Source organism: Nocardia sp. bgisy118, from assembly GCF_057708605.1.
This window is the reverse complement of the sequence record NZ_JBYISM010000003.1, coordinates 260,574-286,505: the sequence shown is the minus strand read 5'-3', so window position 1 is coordinate 286,505 and position 25,932 is coordinate 260,574. Positions and strand designations below refer to the sequence as shown.

General features: G+C 69.6%; 14 protein-coding genes. 4 read left to right on the top strand and 10 right to left on the bottom strand.

Annotation, left to right across the window (positions count from 1 at the left end):
- Nucleotides 1–265 precede the first annotated feature (265 nt).
- Nucleotides 266–2,311 (top strand): M13 family metallopeptidase, encoded by a 2,046-nt coding sequence (locus AC3EO7_RS05430; protein ID WP_435590589.1) that lies wholly within the window; start codon nt 266–268, stop codon nt 2,309–2,311.
- On the opposite strand, the gene AC3EO7_RS05425 is transcribed toward AC3EO7_RS05430, so the two are convergent.
- A complete protein-coding gene (locus AC3EO7_RS05425; RefSeq protein ID WP_435590588.1) occupies nt 2,242–3,417 on the bottom strand; it encodes an MAB_1171c family putative transporter in 1,176 nt (391 codons plus the stop codon). The genes AC3EO7_RS05430 and AC3EO7_RS05425 overlap by 70 nt on opposite strands.
- Before the next feature lie 9 nt (nt 3,418–3,426).
- Nucleotides 3,427–4,044: a Uma2 family endonuclease gene (locus AC3EO7_RS05420; protein ID WP_435590587.1), complete on the bottom strand. Its 618-nt coding sequence runs from the start codon at nt 4,042–4,044 to the stop codon at nt 3,427–3,429.
- 144 nt (nt 4,045–4,188) lie between these two features.
- Here AC3EO7_RS05420 and AC3EO7_RS05415 point away from each other — a divergent pair, with 144 nt between their 5' ends.
- Nucleotides 4,189–5,169, top strand: coding sequence for an ABC transporter substrate-binding protein (locus tag AC3EO7_RS05415; protein ID WP_431964025.1), 981 nt, complete (start codon nt 4,189–4,191; stop codon nt 5,167–5,169).
- Nucleotides 5,170–5,200: 31 nt separating this feature from the next.
- The gene (locus tag AC3EO7_RS05410) at nt 5,201–6,586 is read left to right on the top strand and encodes a SagB family peptide dehydrogenase (protein WP_435590586.1); all 1,386 of its coding nucleotides are present in this window, start codon (nt 5,201–5,203) and stop codon (nt 6,584–6,586) included.
- Here AC3EO7_RS05410 and AC3EO7_RS05405 read toward each other — a convergent pair.
- From AC3EO7_RS05405 to AC3EO7_RS05370, 8 genes are all read right to left on the bottom strand, one after another.
- Complete coding sequence (locus AC3EO7_RS05405; RefSeq protein WP_435590585.1) at nt 6,555–7,622, bottom strand: MAB_1171c family putative transporter; 1,068 nt, start codon at nt 7,620–7,622, stop codon at nt 6,555–6,557. The two genes, AC3EO7_RS05410 and AC3EO7_RS05405, sit on opposite strands and share 32 nt — an antisense overlap.
- A 176-nt stretch (nt 7,623–7,798) precedes the next feature.
- Entirely contained in the window at nt 7,799–12,826 is a 5,028-nt protein-coding gene (locus tag AC3EO7_RS05400) for an amino acid adenylation domain-containing protein (protein ID WP_435590584.1), read from the bottom strand.
- Nucleotides 12,827–12,867: 41 nt separating this feature from the next.
- Nucleotides 12,868–17,451: an amino acid adenylation domain-containing protein gene (locus AC3EO7_RS05395; RefSeq protein WP_435590583.1), complete on the bottom strand. Its 4,584-nt coding sequence runs from the start codon at nt 17,449–17,451 to the stop codon at nt 12,868–12,870.
- A 13-nt stretch (nt 17,452–17,464) separates the two neighbouring features.
- On the bottom strand, nt 17,465–20,560 hold the full coding sequence (nbtC, locus tag AC3EO7_RS05390; RefSeq protein WP_435590582.1) for a nocobactin polyketide synthase NbtC: 3,096 nt from the start codon (nt 20,558–20,560) through the stop codon (nt 17,465–17,467).
- The gene (locus AC3EO7_RS05385) at nt 20,553–21,875 is read right to left on the bottom strand and encodes a beta-ketoacyl [acyl carrier protein] synthase domain-containing protein (RefSeq protein ID WP_431964013.1); all 1,323 of its coding nucleotides are present in this window, start codon (nt 21,873–21,875) and stop codon (nt 20,553–20,555) included. The genes nbtC and AC3EO7_RS05385 overlap by 8 nt, the downstream gene beginning before the upstream one ends.
- 27 nt (nt 21,876–21,902) lie before the next feature.
- Nucleotides 21,903–22,658 carry a thioesterase II family protein gene (locus AC3EO7_RS05380; protein ID WP_431964011.1) on the bottom strand — a complete coding sequence of 252 codons (756 nt, stop codon included), beginning with the start codon at nt 22,656–22,658 and terminating at the stop codon, nt 21,903–21,905.
- A gap of 266 nt (nt 22,659–22,924) precedes the next feature.
- Entirely contained in the window at nt 22,925–23,866 is a 942-nt protein-coding gene (locus AC3EO7_RS05375) for a methionyl-tRNA formyltransferase (protein ID WP_435590581.1), read from the bottom strand.
- 53 nt (nt 23,867–23,919) lie between these two features.
- Nucleotides 23,920–25,218 carry a SidA/IucD/PvdA family monooxygenase gene (locus tag AC3EO7_RS05370; protein ID WP_431964007.1) on the bottom strand — a complete coding sequence of 433 codons (1,299 nt, stop codon included), beginning with the start codon at nt 25,216–25,218 and terminating at the stop codon, nt 23,920–23,922.
- Between the two features lie 155 nt (nt 25,219–25,373).
- Between AC3EO7_RS05370 and AC3EO7_RS05365 the strand changes: the two genes are divergently transcribed.
- Entirely contained in the window at nt 25,374–25,841 is a 468-nt protein-coding gene (locus tag AC3EO7_RS05365) for an MTB12 C-terminal domain-containing protein (RefSeq protein WP_435590580.1), read from the top strand.
- Nucleotides 25,842–25,932: the final 91 nt, after the last annotated feature.

Genomic DNA, 25,932 nt, shown 5'->3' with positions numbered 1-25,932 from the left:
CACCCGAACGCGCGCCTGCCAGCGGTTTCGTACGGTCCGAGCAAGAACTCGAGAGCCAACCACTGGGGGTTCGCGGCCAGGATGCGGGCACAGCTCCCGCAGGCAACCGGTCTAGTGTATGGGAATCCCCAGGTCGTTCCCAAATCGGGGGCGTCGGCCGAGGAATCCGTGCTCGCAACCCGCCGCGCCGGTAGCCTCGGCGCGAACGAACGTCGCCATCGATCACAACGTGCGGGCGTGGACCGCATCGGGGAGAGGATTCACGTTGACATCAAACGGTCGCCGGACCCAGCTGGACCGCCGCGCCTTCCTGATCGCGCTCGGCATCGCCGCTCCCGCCGCGGCGCTACTGTCCTCCTGCACGAGCGACGGCGACGCCAGCACCGTGCGGCTGACCGGCGTCGACATGGGCGGCGCCGACCAGCTCGTCCGCCCGCAGGACGATCTGTACCGGCACGTCAACGGCGCCTGGCTGCGCGACTACCAGCTACCGCCGGACAAGTCCGAGGTCGGCGCGATCAGCGAGGCGATCGATCGCACCACCGAGCAGCTGCGCGCCATCATCGAGGGCATCGGGGACCCGAAGCCCGGCTCCGAAGCACAGCAGATCCGCGATCTGTACGACGCCAGGCTGGACCTGGAGGAGATCGAGCGGCTGGGCATGAGCCCGCTGGCGGACCTCTTCGCGAAGATCGACGGCGCGGCAACCAAGGGCGATCTGGCCAAGGTGATGGCCGAGCTGCCGATCGGTGGCCTGATCGGCCTCGGCATCAACATCGACCGCAAGAACTCCAACGCCTACATTCCCTCGATCGGGCAGTCCGGCCTGATGCTCGGCGAGCAGGAGTACCGCAAGCCCGAGTTCGCCGCCCGGATCGCGGGCTACAAGGTCTACCTGGAGAAGATGGCCGCGGGCGCGGGGTTCCCTGACCCGGCCGGGCTGGCCCAACGGGTGCTGGACCTGGAGACCAGGATCGCGGCCGCGCACTGGGACAGCGTGCGCACGCGCGACACCGACGCCACCTACAACCTGATGAGCTGGAACGAAGTGAAGGCTCTCGCACCGCAATTCGAGTGGGATCAGTGGCTGGCGGGCAACACCGACCGGCCGCGAGAGCTGTTCGAGAAGATCGTGGTCGGCCAGCCCTCGTTCGTCACCGCGGCCGGGCAGCTGTGGGCCGAGGTGGATATCGCGCAGTGGCGCGAGTACCTGCGCGTGCACGTCACCAATGCCTACGGCAGGTTTTTGCCCAAGGCCATCGCCGACGCGCGGTTCGACTTCGTCGGCAAGGTGCTCGGCGGCTTGGAGGAGCGACCGGAGCTGTGGAAATCGGCAGTCGGGGTGGTCGACGACAATCTCGGCGAGCAGCTCGGCAAGCTGTACGTGGACGCGCACTTCCCGCCGGAGGCCAAGGAGCGCGCGCAGGCGATGATCGCCGACCTGATGGCCGCCTACCGGGAGAACTTCACCAATTCGTCCTGGATGTCGCAGCCCACCCGCGAGGCATCGCTGGCCAAACTGGCCAAGATCAACGTCAAGATCGGTTACCCGGACAAGTGGGTCGACTACTCCGGGCTGAAGATCACCAGGGGCAAGCTGATCGAATCCCTGCGCGCGGTCAACGCTTTCGAGGTAAAGCGGGCCTTCAACCGACTCGGCACTCCGGTCGACAAGTCCGAGTGGGCGATGTCGCCGCAGACAGTGAACGCCTACTACTCCCCCACCAACAACGAGATCGCTTTCCCCGCAGCGTATTTGCAGCCACCGTACTTCGACAAGGACGCGACCACCGCGGTGAACTACGGCGCGGTCGGCGCCACCATCGGCCACGAGATCGGCCACGGCTTCGACGACCAGGGCGCCAAGTACGACGGCGACGGCAACCGCCGCGACTGGTGGACCCCGGAGGATCTGGCCGCGTTCAAGGCCAAGACCGATCAGGTCATCGCACAGTTCGACGGACTGGTGCCCGAGGGCCTCGATCCCAAGTACAAGGTGGACGGCAAGCTGACGGTCGGCGAGAACCTGGCCGACCTGCGCGGCCTGCAGATCGCGCTGGCGGCCTACCGGCTCGCCGCCGAACGCGAGGGCATCACACCCGATTACCGCGAGATGTTCTTGTCACACGCGCGCACCTGGCGGGAGAAGCAGACCGAGGAGGTCACCATCTCCCGACTCCAGGACACCCACGCCCCCAACGAATTCCGCTGCAACCAGATCGTGCGCAATATCGCGGAGTTCTACACCACCTTCGAGGTGAAGGAAGGCGACGAGCTGTTCCTGCCGCCGGAGCAGCGCGTCAGCCTCTGAGCCACACCGGCATTCGACCGAAGGTCATCGCCGACGCCCTCCTTCGGCCACGCCTTGGCGAGCTGGAGCAGATCACGTAGGCCCGCGGCGCGGTCGTCGTCCCCGAGTGTTTGGACGGCGACCGCGGGCATACCGGCGCGTGGACGTGGCGGTTCACCGGAGGCCTTCGCTCGTGCGGCATGCGCGATTCGGCTGGCGTAGTCCGTCATGTCTTGCTCGGCCGACGGCGCAGGCTCGTAGGGACGCAGGTGCAGCAACGCGTCCTGAATCTCGACCGTCATCCGATACAGCCGCGACCTCGGCTCATCGCGATGCGAATCATCGTGCAGTAGGACGATTTCCGGGACAGCAGCGGTGAGATCGCGCCACAACGGCCGCAACCGCCGGCACGCGCGACCGTGCCGATCCAACCCGCTGCGCACCAGCACGGCATTCAGCAGAGGGATCGCGATCAACGCTGTCAGCACCCCGAGCATCACGAAAGTCGCTACGGCCCAAGACAAACCGGGCTCCATGGAGGACTCACCGTAGGCAATCCGGATCGCACCGATGCCGGATGCGAAGCAGCAGTACAGCCCGACCGCGAGCAGCGCGGAGTACGTCCAGCGCTCCCGCAACGTCGGGTCGGGAGTGCGAAGTTCTCGCATGCATGCCCGGGCGATCAGCGCTCCGCACAAGGAGCCGAGGAGACTGCCCACCGTCCAGATAACCCTGATCTGGACGGCAGGACTACCGAGCGGCCATCCGAGCAGATCCACCAGGGTGGGGCCCAACAGAATGACCGCTCCTGTCGCCACGCCGATTCGGTTGTATCGACGCTGCCGGGTTCGCAGCACGTCGGCGTCCATGCCGTCGACAAGCCTGGCGAACCCGTACACGTAGGCCAGCGTCATCGCACCGACTCCGAGGAACAGCCGGTCCGCGAGATCGCGCATTCCGAGCACACTCGCGATCTCGTACAACGCGATCGCCGCCAAATCCCAGCTCAGCGCCGCGTTGATCTGCCGATCGATCAGCAACTCGTTCACCAGGAACCAGCGCCCCACGACGATCGCGGCGATGAACATGGTCACCGCCAGCACGACCGCGAGCGGCAAAGTACTCACGCCAGTACCCTATCGGCCCGGCGCCGACATCCACCAGGACCGGTCGCCCCGACCTTCATCAGCGGACCAGGTCGGCGAAGCTGATTTCTCCGACGATAACGTGCTCCAGCTCGAGGAAGCCTTCTCGGTGCAGCCGGTGCAAGCGGTACTCCCCGCGTACGCGTCGAGCCGGAACTCGCGCACTTCCTCGATCTCGTACTTGGTATCGAGTGAAACCACCAGGTACAGAGGGATTCCCACCCGGGCGTACTGAGCCTTCTTGTCGAGCAAGTCCTCGGCCGCGGTCGAGGGCGAGGACACCTCGACCACAATCAGTGCGTCCGAGGCCTCCGGTTTGGCGCCCCGTTCGGGCAGGCAGCGGTAGACCGTGACGTCCGGCCGACGGAACGTGAACTTCGGGACTCTCCACAGCACGACATCGATATCGGTCTCGGCCCGAATGCACGGCTCGGTACTCGGCAGCTGCTCCATGGCGCTCGCCAGCCGCCGCGCAACTCGATTGTGTTCGGGCACCGGCGACTCGCAGACGATCACATGCCCGTGCACCACTTCGATCTCGCAGGCGATGTTCTCCGGCAGCCGTCGGTACTGCTCTTCGGTCATCTCGTGCGGCAGATGCTCCGACATGCGCGCAGCGTACCCGGGCCGGCGGCGGCCTCGGTCAACGCGACCGGGGCTGTTCCGAGATATGGATAGGTTAGGCTTGGCTGACTTAATCTGGTGGCTCGGGAGGGCCGATCGAGGAGTTCCTCGGTGAAGGAGGGTTCAACGATGAGGTCTGTGCGGGCTTCCCGCGGTTGGGCGCGGGCGGCGGTGGCCGTGCTGGCCGGCGCCATGGCCCTCGGCGTCACCGCGTGCGGATCGTCGAGCGACGCGGCGAGCGGTGACGGCGAGTCGATCACCGTCAGCCACGTCAGGGGCGAGACCACCATCACCGGGGTGCCGAAGAAGATCGTGGTGCTCGGCAACCAGTGGCTCGACACCAGCATCGCGCTCGGCGTGACGCCCGCCGCTTACATCGACAACGTCGCCGTGCTCGGCAAGGGTGCGCCGCCGTGGCAGCCCAAGATCGGCGAGGCCGCGAAACCGCTGAGCACCACGGGCAATCTGGCCGAACAGGTCGCCGCGCTGGAACCGGACCTGATCCTGGCCGACTCCTTCATCGCCGACCAGAAGAACTACGACGAGTTCTCCAAGGTCGCGCCGACCCTGCCCGGCCTGAGCAAGGAGATCGTCACGCCCTGGCAGGACCTGGTCACCACGCTCGGCAAGGTGCTGCACAAGCAGGACGAGGCGACCGAGCTCATCGCCGGCGTGAACGACAAGATCGCGGGCATCACCACGGCCAACCCCGGCCTGAAGGGCAAGACCTTCGCCAGCACCTGGCTGGCCAGCATGACCCAGCTGATGGTGCTCAACGACCCGAACGACGGATCCAGCAAGGTGTTCGCCCAGCTCGGCCTCGGCATCCCGAAGAACCTCGTCGACCTGCCCGCCAACCAGGGCCGCGTCGCGCTGTCGCCGGAGCGCGTCAACGAGCTCACCGCCGACCTGTTGCTCGCGGGCTACTCGGCGGGCATGGACGAAAAGTGGCGCCAGCTGCCCGGTTACGCGGAGCTGCCCGCGGTGAAGAAGAACGCGGTCGTCTTTCTGACCACGCAGGAGATCACCGGGATCAACCAGCCGACCGTGCTGTCCATCCCGTTCATCCTGGACAAGCTGTCGCCCGCGCTGGCCAACGTCGCGAAGTAAGCGAAAAGCAAGAAGCAAGAGGAGTTTCCCGGTGCCCGCCGTCACCACCTACCCCGACCAGACCCGGTTCGCCCTGCGCGACGGCGTCACCTGCGTCACCGTGCCCACAGGCGCGGTGCTGTTGAATCCGCCGAACAACCAGAAGCTCACCGGCCTCGGCGCGGACCAGGTGCAGGCGCTGAAGACGCTGAACCAGGGCCCGTCCACCCTCGGCGAGATGGCGGGCACGGGCGGCGGCGCCGGGGTCGGCGAGCTGGTGGAGCGCCTGACCGACGGCGGCTGGCTGTCGGTGACCGTGCGCGACGGCGGCCGCGACCTCTACACCATCCGGCCCTTCACCGACCCGCCCGCCCGGCCGAAGACGTCGCTGCCGTGGTCGGCGACCCTGTCGAAATTCGCTGTACTGCACCGCGACTCACAGGGCTTCGTGCTGGAGCATCCGCTGGCCTGGTGCGATCTGCGCATCCACGACCCGCGCTTGCTCAGCCTGCTCGACGGCCCCGGCGCGGCCGACTCCACACTGCCGATCGCGATCAAGTCCCAGCTCGCCGACGACCTGCACTGGTGCGGTTTCCTGGTCGCCGATCCGGCCGCCGAGGAACGCGAGTTCGCCACCCGCAGCTGGAGCGCGCCCGACCTGTGGTTCCACCGCCGCAGCACGCTCGGTCCGCGCACCGTCACCTGGGAGCACTTCGGCCCGACCAAGTGGGGCAAGCCGTCCTTCCCGCAACCGCCCGCGCGCAAGCCGGACTACCCCGGCGCGGCGGTCCCGCTCGCGAAGCCCGACCTGGACAAGCTGCGCATCGCCGACCCCAGCCTCACCGACGTGCTCGAAGATCGCGTCTCCTGCCGCGATTTCGACGACGCGGCGCCGATGACCGTCGATCAACTCGCCGAGCTGTTGTATCGCACCGCCCGCACCCGCTCGGTCCGCCAGGTCGCCGAGGGCGAGGAGCTCACCTCGCGCCCGTATCCGTCGGGCGGCAGCGTGTACGAGCTGGAGCTGTACCCGATCGTGCGCAACGTCGCGGGTCTGGAACCCGGGATGTACCACTACGATTCGTTCGACCACGTGCTGCGTCCCGTCGCCCCCAGCGACTCGCCCGCCGTGCAGAAGCTGATCCGCTCCACCTCGGCCACGCTGGTCGACGGCGGCGAACCGCAGCTGGTGCTGCTGATGGCCGCGCGTTCGGGGCGGGTGATGTGGACCTACGAGCAGGTCGCCTACGCGAGCATCCTCAAGCACGTCGGCGTGCTGATGCAGACGGTGTATCTCGCGGCCACCGCGATGGGCCTCGGCGCGTGCGCGCAGGGCTTCAGCGACACCGCCGCGTTCGTGTCCGCCGCGGGCGTGAACGAGCTCGAGGAATGCAACGTCGGCAGCGTCATCGTCGGTTCACCCGCCCGGGCTCGCTGACCGCGCCCGGCCAGGCTCTGGCCAGCTCGAGCAGGTGTCCGAGTTCGGCGTCCAGATCCTGGCCCGCGTACGGATTCTCCCTCGCCCGTTCCGTGGAGGGCGCGACCCCGGCTGCCTTGGCGTCGACCGCTTGCGCGATCCGGCGCGCGTAGGCCGCGATGCCGAGCTCGCCGGAATCGTTGCGCGGCATGTACATCCGCAGGTGCTGTAGCGCGTCCCTGGTCTCGACGACCATGCGGTAGAGGCGCGAGTCCGGTTCGGTGATCCGTCCGGCCGCGGGGCGCAGCACGACTTCCGGAACGGCGGTCGTGAGGTCCCGCCAGAGCGGGCGCAGAGTGCGTAGTTCCCGCCCGGTGCGGTCGAGTCCGCTGCGCACGCCTACGGCTCGGACCAGCGGCACGGCCGTGAGCAAGGTGACGAACAGGTAGACCAGACACGAGGTCACGGTCCATTCGGTGGGATAGGTGAGGCCGCTGACGATCGCTGTGGTCGCGGCGAAAAGGGCGGCGGCGCACCAATAGGCGGCGGTCGCCATCAACGCCGAGTAGGCAACCCGCTCGCGCCGCGAACTCGCGCGCGGCATTTCGCGCAGGCACGCGCGCATGGTGCGTACCCCCGCCCCGGCCATCGGCAGCTGGAAGACACCGACCCAGAGCAGGGTCCGCCACCAGGTCGCGGGCGCGGCGAGACCGTCGCCGAGCAACAGCACCCCCGCGCCGCTCACCGCGAACACGTCGTAGCCCCACTGCCTGCGGCGGACCGTCGCGGGTTCGGCGTTGTCGAACAATTCGGCCAGACCGTACACACTGGCCAAAGCCAGCACACCGCAGACGAGGAAGACCCGGCTCGGGTAGCCGTCGGCACTCAGATCGGTATCCCACAGCGCGGCGAACACGCACACCGCGCTGAAACTCAACGCCCGGTTGATGAGTTTGTCGGCGGGGGTCTCGTTCACCAGCAGCCATCGACCGACGGTGACCGCGACTTGCAGCACGAACACCGGAACCATCAACCACATCGGCGCGGCCCCGCTCACGGTCGGCACCCCGCCGCGGTTTGCGCCGTCACGACGCCTCCACCCAGCCCCGCACGTGGTCGGCGGGGATGGGCGCGGCTGCTGTCGTGGCGGAATTCATCGGCACCGACGCTATCGGTCGTTCCCCATGTTGCACACCCCGGTCGGCCGATCGCAGGTCGGCCGACCGGTCCGCGTCAGTTCTGCGCCGCCCAGGAGTTCTGCAGCGCGGCGAGGGCGTCCTGATCCAGGCCGGACACCGACATCGCCTCGTGCCGGTGCTCGTCCTCGGCGGGCGGGTTCGCTGCGGCATCGTCCACGGCGGCGGCCAGTTCGGCGATGGTGAAGTACTCGAACACCAACTGCGGAGTCAGCGGCAGACCCGCCTCGCCCGCTCGCGCCGCCCACTGGATGGCGATGACGCTGTCGCCGCCGAGGCCGAAGAAGCCGTCGTCGCGACCGACGTCGGTGATCTCCAGCAGTTCCTCGAGGATGGCGATCAGGGTGCGCTCGGTGTCGGTCTGTGGCGCTTCGCTCTCCCCGTCGGTGAACCGAGCGGCCGCTGGCGTCATGTGCACCACCGACCTGGCCGGGTCCCACTGTCCTGCCAGCACATCCAGCTCGGTGAGCGCCCGGTCGGGCCGCTCGGCGAACGCCTCGAGCACCCGCGTGAGCACGTCGGCGAAGATTTCGCCGGTCGCCGCCTCGTACAGGTCGGGATTGACCACGACGCGCGCGATCAGGTCGCCGGTGGTGTCCACGGTGTAGTCGAAGTGGAAGTCCATGAACGACACGTCGTAGAACTTGGCGATGTCGCGCACCGTTGTGGAGCCGTCCTCGCTGAACGCGACCGGCGCCTGCCGGTGCCTTACGTGCATCATCGCCTGGAACAACGGGTTTCGCGCGAGCGAGCGCGGCGGGTTGATGGTCTCGACCAGTCGCTCGAACGGCACGCCTTGGCGGCTGATCGCGTCCAGCGCCGCGTCGCGCACCCGGTCCAGCACGACCCGCGGGGTCGGGTCGCCCGAGACGTCGTTGCGCAGCACGACCACGTTGGCGAACAGACCGATCAGGTCGTCGGTCGCTTCTCCGATGCGGTTGGCGACGGCCGCGCCGATGGCGAGGTCGTCACCGGCGCCGAGCGCGTTCAGCGTCACCGCGCCCACCGCTTGGCAGAGCATGAACTCCGTAGCGCCCGCCGCCTCGGCTGTTGCCCTGGCCTTCTCCCAGATCGCGGCGGGCACGGTGCGCACCGTGGCGATGCCGTTGCGCCCCAGCACCTGTGGTCGCGGATGGTCGTGTCCGACGGCGATCTCGTCCGGCAGTCCGGCCAGCGCCTCGCGCCAGTAGTCCAATTGCGACTGACCGAGGTCACTCACCGCGCGGTCGGGTCCTCGGTCGAAGACCTCGCGCTGCCACATCGCGAAATCTGGGAACTGAATGGCGAGTTCCGGCCAGTCCGGAGCCGCGCCACGCGCCCTGGCGCGGTAGGCCGCGGTGAGGTCGTCGACGAAGATCTGGCAGGACCGGCGGTCGGCGATGATGTGGTGCATCAGGATCGACAACACGTGTGTACCCGGATCCAGCGCCAGCAGCCGCAGCCGCAGCAGCGGCTCCGCTTGCAGATCGAAGACGTACTCGGCGTCGATGGACAGTTCCGCGTCGAGCGCGGCCTCGCTGCCGTCGAGATCCAGCACCGAGACCTCGACGTGCTCGAACGGGTGCACGAGCTGATACGGCGTGCCCTCGTGCTCGGGGAAGGTGGTGCGCAGCGATTCGTGGCGGGCCACAACGTCATCGATCGCGGCGAACAGCGCGGCCCTGTCGAGTGGTCCTTCGAGCCGGATCGGATAGGTGACGTTCTCGCCGTCGATCGAGCCCTCCATCCGCCGCTGCAACCAGTACGCGCGCTGCGAGTACGACAGCGGGATGTGCTCGGGCCGCGCCCTGCGCACAAGCTCCGGCCGCGCCGAGCGCGCCTCGGCGACGGCTTGGTCGGCGCCCGACGCCTCGGTGTCGTCGAGATCGTCGAGGTCGATGCCGAATTCATCGAGGAACGAGGCCACCAAGTGTGTCGCGAGACCGGCGACGGTCGGCTTGTCGAACGGCACGCGCATATCGATCTCGATGCCGAACTCGGCGCGGATCATGGTGATCAGCCGGGCCGCGAGCAGCGAGTGCCCGCCGAGTTCGAAGAACGAGTCGTCGGCGCCGATGCGGTCCCGGGTGAAGAGCGCGGCATACAGCGCGGCGACGCGAATCTCGGTGGGCGTCTTCGGTTCCCGGTAAGCGCGGGCCACCGCGAGCTCGGGAGTGGGCAGCGCCCGCTTGTCGAGTTTGCCGTGCGCAGTGAGCGGCACCTCGTCGATGACGGTGAGCGCCGCGGGCACCATGTACTCCGGCAGACGCGCGGCCACGAACGCGCGCACCTCGTCGAGGTCGAGTTCCACGCCCGGCACGGGCACCACGTATCCGGCCAAGATCGGGCCGAGCGATTCGTGTTCGGTCACGATCACGACGCAGTGCGCGGCGCCCGGGTAATCGGTGACGGTGGCCTCCACCTCGCCGAGTTCGATCCGATGCCCGCGCACCTTGACCTGCTCGTCGGCGCGACCGATGAATTCGATCTCGCCACCGGCATTGCGGCGCGCCAGATCGCCGGTGCGGTAGAGCCGTTCGCCGGGCAGGAAGGGGTCGGCGACGAAGCGCTCGGCGCTGAGGCCGGGCCGATGCAGGTAGCCGCGGGCCAGCTGACGTCCACCCAGGTAGATCTCGCCGACGACGCCGTTGGGCACGAGTTGCAGCGCACTGTCCAACAGGTACGCGTACACGTTCTGGTTCGGCACGCCGATCGGCACGATCCCCGTGCCCTGCGGCCCCTCCACCGGCATGTGGGTCGAGCACACGACGGCCTCGGTGGGGCCGTAGTGGTTGCGCAGCTCCGCGTCGAACTGGGTCGCGAACCGGTCGGCGACCTCACCGGGCAGCGCCTCGCCACCGACGGGGACGTGACGCAGCGTGCGCCAATCGTTGACCTCCGGCAGCACCAGGAACGTGGCCAGCATCGAGGGCACCATGTGCAGCACCGAAATGCCGTGGCGGGTGACCAGATCCGCGACGTAGGGGATGTCGCGGTAGGCGTTCGGCTTGGGCACGACGACCCGCGCACCAGCCGTGAGCGTGACGAAGATGTCCAGCAGGGAGGCGTCGAAGCTCACCGAGGTCGACTGCAGCACCCGGTCGTGCGGGGTGAGATCCCACTCGTCGTTGAAGCCGATCAGGTGCTCGGCGATGGCCTCGTGCGGGACCGGCACGCCCTTGGGCTTGCCCGTGGAGCCCGAGGTGTAGATGACGTAGGCCGTGTTCGACGGGTGCAGCGGCGCGCGGCGATCCGTATCGGACGGGTTGGCGTCGAGGAAGTCGGCGGCCTCGGCTTCCGCTGCCGCGAGTGCATCGACATCGAGGGCCAGCGTGGGCCGGGCGTCGGAGAGCAGGTACTCGATGCGGTCGGCCGGGTATGCGGGGTCGATCGGCAGGTAGGCCGCACCGGACTTGAGCACCGCGATGGACGCGAGGATGAACTCGACGGAGGTCGCCATGCGCAACGCGACGATGTCTTCCGCGCCGACGCCGCGGCCGATCAGCCAGTGCGCCAAGCGGTTCGCGCGGCGGTTCAGTGCGTCGAAAGTGAGCTCGATGTCGTCGGAGGCCACCGCCACGTGCTCGGGCGCGGCGGCGACACGGTCCTCGAGCATCGCGACCAGGGTGGTCGCCGGCGTCTGGACGAGCGGGCCGTGCGAGAGGGCCAGCAGTTCGGCGCGGTCGGCGTCGCCGAGAATGTCGATGTCGCGCAGGCGCATTCCGGGATCGCGCAGGACGCTGCCCAGCAGCTGGACGTAGTGGTCGAGGAACTGCGTGACCAGGTGCTGGTCGAGCGCGTCGACCAGGTAGGTCGCCTCGACCCGCGCGCCCGCGCTGTCGAGCACCACCATCAGCCCCAGCTCCTCCTGGGCCACCGCACTGCCGAGCGGCAGTTCGGCGGATTCGACGCCGGCCAGGTCGAAGCCGTTGGCCTCGCCGCGCACGCTGAAGCTGAGCTGTACCAGCTGTGCCATGGCGTCGCGGCCTGCGACACGCTCCGGGCCGACCTCGCGGACCACGCGGTCGATGCCGACGCCCTGGTGGCCGAACGCGCCGACGCACGCGGTGCGGGTCTGCTCGAGCAGCGCGGCGAAATCGGCGGACCCGTCCAGATCGGCGCGCACCAGCACGGCGTTGCCGAAGTAGCCGATCAGGCCCTGCGCGCCCGCCCCGCGGTTGACCACGGGCACCGAGACGAGGAAATCGGTGGCGGCCGTGTACCGGTGGATCAGCGCCTCGAACGCGGCGAGCAGCACCATGAACGGTGTGGCCGAGTGCTCGCGCGCGAGCTCGGTGACCTGCGCCATCAGCTCCGGCGCGAGCGGTCGGGTGCGCCGGTCGGCGTTCTTGGACGGGCTGCTCACCGCCGCCTTGTTCGGTAGTTCGAGGCGTTCGGGCAGCGGTGTCAGAGTCTCGCGCCACCAGGCCAGATCGGCCTCCGAACCGCTGCTCGCACCGACCTCGACATCGACGTACTGGGCGCGCGGCTCCGGCAGATCCTCGCCGCGGTAGGCGGCGTTGACTTCGGCGAAGAACACCGGCCACGAGTCGTCGTCCCAGCCGACGTGGTGCACGACCAGGATCAGCACGTGCTCGTCGGACGCGGTGCGCGCCAGGGTCGCGCGCAGCGGCAGGTCGGTGGTCAGGTCGAAGGGGCGCGCGAACTCGCGGCGGGCGAGCACCTCGACACGCAGGTTCCGGCTCGCCTCCGGCAGCGCGCTGAGATCGTGTTCCTGCCAGAGCAATTCGGCGTCGTCGCGAGACACCTGGAACGGCTCGCCGTCCGCGTCGACGCCGTAGGTGGTGCGCAGCACCTCGTGCCGCGCGAGGACGGTGGCGCAGGCCGCGCGCAGCCGCTCGGCGTCCAGCGCTCCGGTCAGCCGATAGGCGACACACACGTTCAGCGTGGTGTCGGCCGGGTCGAGCCGCTGCACGAACCACATGCGCCGCTGGGCGTCCGACAGCGGGCTCGGCTCGCCGCTGACGCGGGTGCGCACCGGTGCGGGCGCGGCCGCCTTCACGGCGTTGTCGCGCAACCGGCGCTGCAGCAACTGCTTACGACGCTCGAGAATGTCCTCTGACATGGCGGTCCTTCGATTCGACTGACGGGCTTGGGGTTCCGGGTTCACACGGCCTGCGCGGGCGATCCGCCGACGGCGACGGGCGCGACGGCGCGCGCCAGCGCGGCGACGGCGGCGTGCCAGATGTCGGCGAGCCGCGCGACCTCGGTGGCGGTGAACAGGGCATCGCTCCACCGCAGCAGGGTGACCAGCTGCGGCCCGGCGTCGGTGGGCTGCACGCCCGCGATGACGTCCATGGCGTACCGGAGTGGGAAATCGGGTTCGGGTGCGGTCGGCAGCTGGGTGAACAGCTCGACCTCGTGGACCGGCGACCACGGCTTGCGCGCGACGGCCAGGTCCATCCGGCCGAGGTAGTCGAACAGCACCTGCGGCTCGGGAGCCGCGGCGAGCTCGGCGTCGGCCGCGAAGTAGCGCAGGACGCCGTAGTCGACGCCGTTGTTCGGCACCGCGGCCAGCGTCGCCGCGACGGACTCGAGCAGCGCCCGTGCGGCGGCCGGATCCTGTTCCGCGGCAGCCACATCCACGGCATCAGCGCCCGCGCCGAAGCGGGCCGGGAAGACGCTGGTGAACCAGCCGACCGTCTGCGCGGTGTCGATGTCGGCGCCGAGCACCTGGTCTTCGCGACCGTGGCCCTCCATCGCCAGGTACGCGCCCCCTGCGGCGTCCTGGCCGCGTTCCGTGCGCCAGGTGGCCAGGGCCATGGTCAGCGCCGCGAGCAGGAATTCGCGGACGCCGAGCGCACCGGTCAACCCGTCGAGTACCGCGGCGGTCGTCTCCGGCGCGGTGAACAGCGGCTGCACCCGGTAGGAGGACCAGGTGTCTGTGCTCGGGTCCGGCCGCCGGGCGGCGAGCACCGGGTCCGGCGCGGTGGTCTGCCCGACCCAGTAATCGCGCTGTGCCGCGACCTCCGCGCTGCCCGCACGAGCGCGGGTCCGCTCGGCCCAGGTGCGGTACGCGGTGTACTCGACCGGGTGCGCGAGTTCGGCCACCGGCGTGCCCGCCGACAGCTGTTCCCAGGCCGCGGCCAGGTCCGCGCAGATGATGTGCCAGGAGACCGGGTCCACCGCGAGGTGGTGGATGTTGAGCAGCAGCAGGCCGGGACCGTCGGCGCGGGTGAACCATACCGCGCGCACCAGATCGCCGGTGAGCGGGTCGATCTCGTCGGCCACCGCTTGGGCGCGCGTGCCGAGTTCCGTCGGGAAGTTCGGTCCCGCTTCGATTCTGGTCAGGATGTCCGCGGCGCGCACGACACCCGGCTCCCTGGTGACGACGTCGTATCCGGCCGCGGTCTCGACGAACCGGGCGCGCAGCATGTCGTGGCCGTCGAGCAGGGACTGGAGCACCGCTTCCATACGCGGGGCGTCCACGTCGGCGGGCAGCTCCAGCAGGGTGTTCAGAGCCAGCCTGCGGTAGTTGCCGTGCTCGTGCATCCAGGACAGGATCGGCACCTGGCCGACGGAGCCGTACTCGGCGACGGCGCCGGTCCGCTCGCCGCCCGCGCCCGCGTCGATGGCCGCCGCGAGTTCCCGGATCGATCCCGCGGTGAGCACCGCACGCGGGCTCGTGGCGATTCCCTTGCGGCGCAAGGCGTTCACCAGCGAGATGGCGACGATGCTGTCCAGACCCAGCTCGACCAAGTGGTCGTCGATACCGGGTTCGGCGCCGCCGGTGAGTTCGGCGACGGTCGCGCACAGCACGCGTTCGGTGTCGGACGTCGGCGCCGTGCTCGCCGCCGCACTGTCCAGCGCGGCGTTCGCCAGCGCCTCGAGCTGCCGCGCGTCGAGCTTGCCGTTGCTGGTGACCGGCAGTCCGCCGACCGTGAGAATGCGGTGCGGCACCATGTAGCCGGGCAGCCGGTCGGCGAGTTCGATACGCAGCCGGGCGGATTCGAGTTCCGCGCCGACCGCGAAGCCGACGAGCACCGGTCCGCTCGGGCGACGCAGCACCAGGACCGCGGCCTCCCGCACGCCGGGCAGCGCGTGCAGCGCGGCCTCGATGTCGCCGATCTCGATCCGGTAGCCGCGGATCTTCACCTGATCGTCGGCGCGGCCGAAGTAGGAGAGATCGCCGGAGGGCAAGCGCCGCACCAGGTCTCCGGTGCGGTACATGCGCTGACCGGGCCGGAACGGGTCGGCGACGAAGCGCTCGGCGGTGATGCCCGGCTTGCCCGCGTAACCGCGCGCCAGCTGAGCGCCGGAGAGGTACAGCTCGCCGATGACGCCGTGCGGCGTCGGACGCAGCCGGGAATCGAAGACGTAGCCGGTCATTCCGGTGGTCGGTGAACCGATCGTCGGCGTCGCCTTCGGATCGGACACCGAGGCGACCACCGCTTCGACCGTGGTCTCGGTGGGGCCGTAGCAGTTGTGCACAGCCGTGTCCGGCAAGGCGCACAACTGCTTCCACAGCGGGACGCCGATGGCCTCGCCGCCGAGGGCGAGCACCGCGAGATCCGCGCCGCGCTCGTTCACCAGACCCGCGGCGGCCAGCTGGGCGAACATCGACGGCGTGGTGTCGATCATGTCGATGCCGTGCCTGCCGATCCCGCCGACCAGGCGGTGCGCGTCGCGCATCTCCTCGGAGTCGAACAGGTGGATCGACTGCCCGTCGAGCAGGCCGATCATCGGCTGCCATGACGCGTCGAAGCTCAGCGACCAGGCGTGCGCGATCCGCAGCGGCCTGCCGAGCCGGACCGTCGCAGGCCGGTACACCCGGTCGCGGTGGTCGGCGAAGTAGGAGGCCAGCGCGGTGTGGGTGCCCATGACGCCTTTGGGTTCTCCGGTCGAGCCGGAGGTGAAGATCAGGTACGCGCGCTGCTCGGGGTGCCCGGGCACCGGGGCTGTGAGGGCCGCGGAGTCGGTCACGACCGCGCCGAACGCCTCGACCGGCGGCAGCTCCTCGATCTCGTCGAGTGCGGGCATGCCCGCGCCGTCGATCAGGATCAGGCGCGGGTTCGACTGACGCACAATCGATTCGATGCGAGCAGCGGGCAGCGTGATGTCGACGGGCACATAGGCCGCGCCTGCGGCCAGCACGCCCAGGATCGCCACGATCGATTCCGCCGAACGCGGCATGGCCAGGGCGACAACGTCTTCCGAGCCGATGCCGCGCGCGGACAGCCCACCGGCCAGGCGTAGCGCGGCGTCGGACAGCTCGCGATAGGTGTATCGTTCGTCCTCGGTGCTCAGCGCCAGTGCGTCCGGTGTCGCGGCCACCTGGCGAGCGAACAGTTCCGGCACAGTCACGCCGAGCACGTCGTCGGCCGGGGCCGCGGGCGGCTGCGGCCGCTCCCCCGGCAGCAGCACGTCGAGCGAATCCTGGCCCGCGTCACCGATATCGGGCAGCTGGCGCAGCACCTCCACCAAGCGGGCACCCAGGTCGGCGGGCGAGATCTCGCCGAGGACCGCCTCCACGGCCTCCACCACCACCGCGAGTTCTCCGTCGAGCAGGTAGGAGACGACCGCCAGCGGGTAGTGCGTGAGGCTCTCCGACGCGGTCGGCCGGAAGGTGGTGCCGTCCGCGGTGGTTATCGCCTGGAGTACGTCGGCGACCGGCGCGTTCTCGTAGACGAACAGCGTGTCGAACAGCGCGCCGCGCCCGGTGGCGCGCTGGATGGCGGACAGGCTCAGATACCCGTTGTCGCGCATGGCCGCCGACGCGCGCTGCAACTGGGCGCAGCCGAGCGCCACCCCGCCCGCGGCGTCCAGCTCGTCGAGCCGGATACGCACCGGGATGGTGTTGATGAACAGGCCGATCATGGTCTCGACACCGGCCAGCTCGTCCGGCCTGCCGGAGACCGTGGTGCCGAAGACGACGTCGCTGCGGTCGGTCAGCCTGCCGAGCACGATCGCCCACGCGAACTGGACGACCGTGTTCATGGTCAGCCCGTTCGCGCGGGCCCAGCGCTGCACCCGATCGGTGTCGGCGCCATCGAGCGCCACCTTGTGGATGGTCGGCACGATCGTGTTCACCGCCGCGTCGGCGCGGTCGGCGAGAATCAGCGGGTCCACGTCGTCGAGATAGTCGGCCCAGCTGCGCAGGGTGGCCTCGTTGTCGCGGGCGGCGAGCCAGCCGATGTAGTCGCGGTAGGGGCGCGGCGCGGGCAGCGCGGCCACCGAGCCGCCCGCCTCGTAGACCGCGAACAGCTCGCGGAAGAACACGCCGAGCGACCAGCCGTCCATCAGGATGTGGTGGGCGGTCACGATCATCCGCCGCGATCCGTCCGGCAGGGCGACCACCGCGACGCGCAGCGCGGGGCCGCGGGACAGGTCGAAGCCGTGACGCGCCTCGGAGGCCACGATCGCCTCGAGTTCCCGTTCGTCGGCGGTCCTTTCGAACCACGGCAGCTCCACCGAGGTGGGCACGATCTGCACCGGATTGGGCAGGTCGCGGTCCCAGAACGCGGCGCGCAGGTTGGCGTGCCGACGCAGGATCGCTTCGACGCTGCGGCGCAGCACCGCGACGTCGACCGGGCCCGCGACCTCGATCACGAACTGCATGTTGTACAGGTCGTCGTCACCGGCCAGCTTGGCGAGCGAGAACAGGCCCTCCTGCAACGGGCTGAGGGCGAGCACGTCCTCGATCTGCGGGGGCGCCGCCTTGCGCTCGGGCGCCTGCGTGGTCTCCGACATTCCAGCGGACTCCTCAGCCTTTGTTCTCGGACATCAGCGACACGACGTCATCCAGGGACGCGCCGCCGAGAATGGCAGCGACCGGAAGGTCGCGGTTCAGTTCGGCCTTGAGCCGTTTGCGCAGATCGAGCGCTTGCAGCGAGTCCATGCCCAGCGAAACCAGCGGCACCGAGCCGTCGATGGTCTCGCTGCCGTCGGAGAGCATGACGCGGTCCAGTTCCTTGCGAATGCGCTCGGCGAAGCCCGCTTCGGGAACCGACGGCGCGGAAACAGCCGGGGCCGGGGCGGTCTCGGCCTGCGCAGGCTCGGCGGCGGGCGCGGGCGCGGGAGCCGGAGCCAGTTCCGCCAGCGCGTCGAGCGCGGGGGCGAAAACCGGTTCGAGCCCGACGGTTTCGGTGACGCCACGCAGCTTCGACCAGTCCGCCGCGAGCACCAGGCTGTTGGCGGAGGTGTCGGCCAGCCCGGCCGCCACCGCGTCGGCGGCCGCCATCGGCAGCAGACCCGAGCCCTCGATCCTGGCCTCGACCGCCGCGTCCGCCTCCGCGGGCAGCACCCACAGACCCCACTGCACCGAGGTGCACGCGCGGCCCTCGGCGCGCAACCGGGAGGCCATGGCATCGAGCATGCGGTTGGTCCCCGCGTACAGCGCCTGACCCCAGCCGCCGAGGGTGGCGGCGAAAGACGAGCACAGCAGCACGGTGGCCGTCGGCGTCGTCGGCAGGGCGCGCAGCACCTCGCCGAAACCGACCACCTTGGCCGCGGCGGCCTGCGCCACGGCCGCGGCGTCGGACTCGGTCGCGGCGGAGTACACGTAGTCGACGGCCGCGTGCGCGAGCAGGGTCACCGGACGATCCGCGTAGCGGGCGGCCAGCTCGGCGACGGCGGCGGGATCGCCGATATCGCAGGCCAGCACGTCGATCTCGGTGTCGCCGAGCGCGCGAACGGCGCGCAGCCGCTCGGTCAGCGCGGTGGTCTCGCCGCTGCGATTCACCAGCGTGATCCGGCCCGCGCCGTCGCGGACGAACTGCGCGCAGAACTCCAGGCCGACGTGTCCGGTGCCGCCGAGGATCAGCACCTCGCCGAGGTCGGGAGCGGCGACGGCCTGCGCCTGCTCGGCAACGACGAGACGCTTGGCGTGCAGCTTGCCGTCGCGCATCGCGAGGTCGGGCTCGCCCGCGAGGTGCAGCGCCTCCAGAATGCGGTCGGCGGGCAGCTTCTGCTCCAGGGCCGGGTAGTCCGCGGGCAGGTCGATGCGGCGGAAGGCGACGCCGATGCGCTCCAGCGCGACGCAGCGGAAGGCCGCACCGGCCGCGGCGGCGGCGAGCGCGGGAATCTCGTTCTCCCCCACCGCTTCCGCACCCGCCGTCACCAGCCAGCACTCGGTGACCCGCGGGCCGAGCGCCGCGAGCCAGCCCTGGTCGGTGGCGAACTCGGCGAACTCGGCCACCGCGGCCGCCTCGTCGGCGGCGCTGCCCGGCGGCAGCAGCACCACGACGGTGTCGGCCTGTTCGACGGGCGAACCGTCGAACATCGTCACCGTCGCGCCGTGCCGCTCGGCGCGCGCACGCAACGCCGTGGCCAGTTCGGCGCAGCGGCCGTCGCGGTCGACGACCGCCACCGTGCGCGGCGGCGTCAGCGTGCGCCGGGAGAGCCGAGTCCAGCTCTCCGCCAAGCGGACCGGCGCGACCTCGGCAGGTCCGGCCGTCTCCGCGGCGGACCGGTACGGCGCCCACAGCCGCTTCGACGCCATCCGGGTGTGCGGGAAGTTCGGCAGCGGAAGGCGGACGGCGGAGTCGGCCACCCGCAGGCTCTCCCACGCGTAGTTCAGGTCGTGCACGGCGAGGGTCGCGAGGTTGCGGGTGAAATCCTCCAGCCCGGTCGCGGTGCGCCGCGAGGTGCCGAGCACCTGGAAGTCGCGCGGGCCGGTGGCCGGGTCGTCCGGCACGGTGGCCAGGTTCTCCTGCAACGCCAGTTGCAGTGTGGGGTGTTCGGCCACCTCGATGAAGGTGTCGACCTCGGCGGTGGCGGCGACGACCGCGCGGTCGAAGCGAACCCGGTTGCGCAGGTTCCAGTACCAGTACTGCCGGTGCGTGATGTCCGGAGTGATCGGTCCGCCGAGAGTGCCCCCGTAGCAAGTGATCTCGGTGGGCGAGAAGGTCGGCGCGCTCATCTCGTCGCCGAGCACCGACTCCATCTCCTTGCGGATCTTGATCAGGAACGTGGTGTGCGCCGGGTAGGCGACCTTGATCTCCTTGGCGAACTTGCCCTCGGCGTTGGCCATTTTCACCATGTCGGCGACGGTGTCCTGGTCGCCGGAGATGGCAAGGATGTGCGGCGCGTTCACGACGGCGAGCTCGGCCCAGCCGGAATGCCTGGCCAGCAGCGCCTCGCACTTCTCGCGGTCCATGCCGAGCACGGCCATCGAGTACTGCTCGGGGTACACGATCTCGTCCACGAACCGCGCCCGGTGGGTGACGGCCAGCACCGCGTCGCGCCGGGTCATGACGCCCGACACCCAGCCTGCGGCCAGCTCGCCCTGGCTGTGACCGATCGTCGCGACCGGCCGCACCCCGTAGGCCTGCCACATGGCGGCCAAGCCGGACATGTGGAACATCAAGGCGGGCTGCACTTCCCAGACCGTGTCCTGATATTCGCCCTCGTGACCGAGCAGGTAGTGCAGCGGCGCGATGTGGCCGTAGCGCTTCTCGTGGATCTCGACACAGGCGTCGACCTCGGCGCGGTACTCGGGGGACGCCTCGTAGTACGAGCGCCCCATGCCGGGTCGCTGGCTGCCCTGACCGGGGAAGACGAAACCGATGCGTCTCGGGGCGGCGAGACCGACGGTGCTCACCACCGCCGGGTGCGACGCGTCCGCGACGACGGCGCGCAGCGCGTCGAGCAGGTCCTCGCGAGTGCGCACCATCGCCAGCGCGCGACGACGGCGCGCGGTCCTGGTGCGGAACAGCATGTCCGCCACGGCATCAGGCGTCACGTTGGCGCGGCGCTCCAGGTAAGCGAGCACGGCCGCGGCTTCGGCGCGCAGCCCGTCGGCGGTCTCGGAGGACAGCAGCACCGGAACGGCGCCGTCGGGGAGACGGTAATCAGGCATCGATATCCTCCAGAACCGGCATGGCCAGGATGGCGTGCGCGTTCGTGCCCGCCACGCCGAACGACGAGACCGCGGCGTAGCGGAAGCCCTCGTGCGCTTCCCACGGTTCGAGTTCGGTAGCCAACCGCAGGCCGGTCGCGCTCCAATCCACCCCGGGGGCCGGGTCGTCCGCGTGCAGAGTCGGGGCGATGTGACCGTTGGCGCCGCACAGGAGCACCTTGATCAGCCCGAGCATGCCCGCCGCGGCTTGGGCGTGGCCGATGTTGGTCTTCACCGAGCCGAGCCGGGGCCCGCGCTCGGCATCGGCGCCGTAGGTGTTGCACAGCGCGGTGAGCTCCAGCGGGTCGCCCACCGGCGTTCCGGTGCCGTGTCCCTCGACGAGTCCGACCAGGCTCGGGTCGATGCCCGCCGCGTCGATCGTCTTGCGCACCAGCGCCTCTTGCGCCTGCGCGCTAGGCACCGTGATCGGCGCGCCCTTGCCGTTGTGGTTGATCCTGGTGGCCAGCACCCTGGCGTACACGCGGTGGCCCAGCTCGCGCGCCCGCGACTCGCGTTCCAGCACGACGACGCCCGCGCCCTCGCCCCACAGGGTCCCGGTGGCGCTCGCGGAGTAGGCGCGCAGGTGACCGTCCATGGCCAGCGCGTTGTTCTTGGCGAATTCGTAGAACGCGCCGGGCGAACCCATCACGCACACACCGCCCGCGAGCGCCCAGTCGCATTCGCCGGACCGGATCGCGGCGGCGGCCTGATGCACGGCGGTCAGCGAGGACGCGCACGCGGTGTCCACCGTGACAGACGGCCCGACCAGGCCGAGACCGTGCGAGATGCGTCCGGCGACCGCGCCGAGCGCGGTGCCGACCGCGCGATAACCGTTGTACTCGTTGACTTCCGCCGCGCGCGGTCCGTATTCGATGAACGAGGCGCCCATGAAGCAGCCCACCTCGTCACCCGCCAGTGCGCCGGGGTTGATGCCCGCGTGCTCGAGCGCGCGCCAGGCGACCCGCAACGCGACCCGCTGCTGCGGATCCATGGCGACCGCCTCGCGCGGCGTGATCCCGAAGAATTGCGGATCGAATTCGGTTGCCCCGGTGAGGAACCCACCGGCGTCGGGCACCGAACCCCAGCCTTCGGTGCGGTGCAAGGAGAAAACTTCCCGCAGCGGCCATTCCCGATCCCGGGGGAAAGGCCCGATCAATTCCCGTGATTCGGCGAGTGCCGACCAGAAATCGTCCAGATTGTCGACGCCCCCCGGAGCCTCCACCGCCATACCGGCGATGACAATATGATCTTCGTCCCCCGAAACAGCGCGTGCCATGCCAAACCTAACGTACGAATTCGCGAACTATCTCGCGGAAAGAACTTCGGACGTCAGCAATTCAGCAATGCCGTCCACGTGGTCGTTCAGATAGAAATGTCCGCCGTCGAAAAGGGTGACGGTGATGTCCTGCTCGCTGTGCGTCGCCCAGTCCTGCAGGTGCCGCGCCGTGACGTGCTCGTCGTCGGACCCGCCCATGACGTGCAGCCTGGCGCGCAGCTTGACCTCGGGCTCGCACACGTAGCGGTCGAAGGCGGCGTAGTCGGCCTTGAGCGCGGGCAGCGTCATGCGCATGATCTCGCGACTGGACAGCACGTCAGCGCCGGTGCCGTTGAGCGCGGCCAGATGATCGAGCAGCTCTTCGTCCTCGGTCGGATGCCGGGGCATGTCGACGACGCGGAACGGCGCGACCGCGCCCGAGGCGCCGAACAGGCCGACCTCGATGCCCGCCGCCTCGGCTTGGCGGACGAATTCGAACCCGACCATCGAGCCCATGCTGTGCCCGAAGACCGTGATGGGACCGCCGCGGTGGTATTCCGACTCCAGGAACGCGCCGAGCGCACCGGCCGCCACCTCGGGCAGGGTCTCCGGCATCGGCTCGGCGGCCCGGTCCTGACGGCCGGGGTATTGGAAGACAACGACGTCGAAATTCTCGCTGAGCACCTTGGAGAAGGTGCGGTAGGCGGAGGCGCCGCTACCCGCGTGCGGGAACATCAGCAATGTCGGGCTCGAGTCCGAGCTCGGCTTGTGGAATTTGCGAATCCACCCAAGGGTTTTCGGCATTACACGGCTCCTGCATCACGGTATCGCTGCGTCAGGCGCCCGGCGCCGCCGTCGATCTGGCGACGGGCCGGGCAACGCTGACTCAGCGACGTTAGCATAGGGTAACCTTACTGATGTAAGGCTAGGGTAAGTTCGGGCGGCGGCGTGATCGACATGACGACCACGGAACCGGCGGGACGAACAGCTGCGGCCCGCTGCGGAACCGCGCCCGAACACACGTGCGGGCCGCGAGATTCGTCTCGCGGCCCGCAATCACGTAGCGAAGATCACTCCGGCGAGTCGGTCAGATACCCACCGCGCGCGAAGAACTCGGCGGCAGCGTGTTCCACGCCGTCGGCGGTGCGCACCCGCGTGATCGTCAGCGCCCGGTTGTTCCCGCGGAATGCGTCCGGTCCGCACACCACGGCCGCGCCGTCCTCGTGCACCACCACGCGGCCGTTCGTGCCGCCGTAGCAGCCCTCCGACACGGTGGCCGCGAGCACCTCCACCCGCTGCCCCCGGTAGTGAGCGAAGGCAGGCGGGTAGGGCGCGGACAGCGCGCGCACGAAGCGCTCCAGGTCCACGGCGGGCCAGCTCCAGTCGATCCGGCTGTCACGATCGGATCGCTTGTGGAAGAAGGTGCGCTCGGCCTTGTTCTGCGGACGCCACACCGCGGTGCCCGCGTCGATCGCGTCGAGGGCCTCGTTCAGCGCCTCGGGGATCAGATCCATTCCGGCCAGCACCAATTCGGTGCCGGTGGCGGCCGGGCCGATCGGCAGCGACTTCTGCACGATGATGTCGCCGGTGTCCAGCCCCTCGTCCATGCGATGGATGGTCAGCCCGGTCTCGGAGGCGCCGCTGATCAGCGCCCACAGCACCGGCGAGAACCCGGTGAATTTCGGCAGCAGCGAATCGTGCAGGTTCAGCGTGCCGTGCGGCGGCAGCGTGTACAGCTCGGGGGGCATCCAGGTGTACCAGCTGTTGACCACGATGATGTCGGGCTCGGCGCGCTTCACCAGGTCGATGGCCTCGGCGTCGGCACGCTCGGTGAGGTGCACCGGAATGCCGCGCTCGCGCGCCAGCTCCTCGACCGAGTCGCCCCAGATCCCCTTGTACGAATGATCACTCGCCGGATGGGTGACCGCGAGGACGACCTCGTGCCGGGAGTCGATCAGAGCCTGCAAGGTCCGCCGACCCCAGGTCTGGAAGCCGAATGATACGACGCGCATGAGAGGTGAACCCTTCGTGAAAGTAAGCTGAGGCTATCCTATAAACCGAGCCGCTAGAGTAGCTGCCGGTTACCTGCGACGCTCGACTCGACCCGCCCGCCGCGCGCCGGGCGAACCGACTCGCTGCGCAGCACGCGATCCGAGAGTTCGCCGAGGCAGCTGAGATTCGGGAACCCGGGCCCCTGCGCCAGCGCGGCGAGGTTCGGCAGGTACAGCTTCGCGTCCAAGCCCTGGACGGCGAGGTCGTAGCCGATCGAGGACTCGATCCTGGACTGGGTCAGCTGCCCGCCGACCGCGAGCTCCAGCAGGTCGGCGGCGTTGGCGTCGAACATCTCCAGGAACCACAGTGGCTGCCCGCCGGTCGCGTCGATCACCAGGTCGAAGTTGTGCACCTGGTCCGGACGCATCTCGTTGCGCAGGGTCAGCGCAACGCCGTCGCCCTGATCGGCGATCCGCACGACGCGGCCCTGCATGTGGTGCACCCGGTTGTCGGCGAGCAGGCTCTCCTGCACCCGCACCGAGAACACGCCGCGGTCGGTGCGGCGGATGACGTCCCTGCGCTCCTCGGTGCTCAGCGAGCCCCACTTGATCGGATCGCTGAACAGCGAGTTCTCGAAGTAGCTTTCGCCGCGGGTGTAGATGGTGGCCATCGGCGAGATCACCGAGATGGAGAGCATGCCGTGGCGCACCAGCTCGTCCAGCGCCGAGCCCGCGGTCTCACCGCCGCCGATGACCGCCGCGCGTGAGGAGACCGGCAGCTTGCGTTTGCCCGCGAGGTCCCAGAATTCCGCGACGCTGAGCACTTTCGGATGCTTGGCGAGCGCCTTCTCGCTGCGGCCGGGGCCGGTGATCATCAGCGCGTCGGCGTCGATTTCGGTGGGAATCCCGTCGGCGTCCACCGCGGTGATCAGCCAGCCGTCGGACGCGGCGGCGATGGATCGCACTGTGCCGAGGACGAGTTCGAAATCCACGCGTGCCGCGACCCACTGCAGGTACTTGGCCCAGACGTGGTGCTGCGGGCTCGGACGGCCCCGGTCGATCCACTCGGCATAGGTGCCCTGGTCGACCAGAAAGGAAGTCCAGCTGAACGCCGTCATGGCCTCGTTGATCGCGCGGTTGTGGCCGCGGGCCCAGGTGGAGTGATAGGGGAAGCCCACGTCCTTCTCCGGGCTGGTGCCGAGCCGGTGTTGGCCGTCGGTCCAGCCGCCGCTCGGCAGCCAATTACCGCCAACCGTTTGCGCTTCCACCACGACGACGCGCGGCGCGGGCAGCCCCAGTTCGCGCAGCACGTGCGCCTTGGCTGCGACGGCCATCGCCTTCGGACCCGCGCCGATCACCACAAGTGTTTCCACCGGTTCTCCCACTCTCACATCGCGCGTATCCGTGTTCGCGCCCACATCGACGAACCCCCGCCTTCATGTTTGCATAGGCTTACCTTACAGTGAACGCGAGTGTCGATCCCCACAGCGGGGAACGCACCGGCACGAGAACGATGGGAATTACTTTCATGATCAGCACCCGAAAGAAGCTGGGCGCGGTGGCCTTTGCCGCTGCCGCCCTGGTCGGCGCGTTCGGCACCGTCACCACCGCCGCGATCGCCGAGGCCGCGCCGATCACCGCGCCGCTGCGCACCCAGGCGCCGAGCACCGGTGAGCTGCGCGCCAAGATGGCGGTGCTGTTCAACGCGGGCGCGTCGCGCGCCGCGCGCGCCGCCGAGCTGGAGAACGGCGCTGCGGGCCTGCCCGCCTTCGACGCCGCGGCCGCGCTCATCGCCATCGCCCCCGCGAGCTGGCGCTGGGACGTCGTCGGCCCGGTGTCGGTCAACGGCGACACCCTGTCCGCGGTGCTCTACACCTCCACCGAGGGCTACGAGCCGTGGACCTTCGACCTGACCTGGAAGCAGATCGACGGCACCTGGAAGCTGAGCCGCGAATCCGTCTGCACCATCGGCAACTTCGTCGGCCAGGGCTGCTGACCAGGTTCGCGCACGATTCGGCCCCCGCCGCGACGGGGGCCGAACTCGTCTCGGCGTACCTCGTGACATTAAATTCAGCTTAGGCTAACCT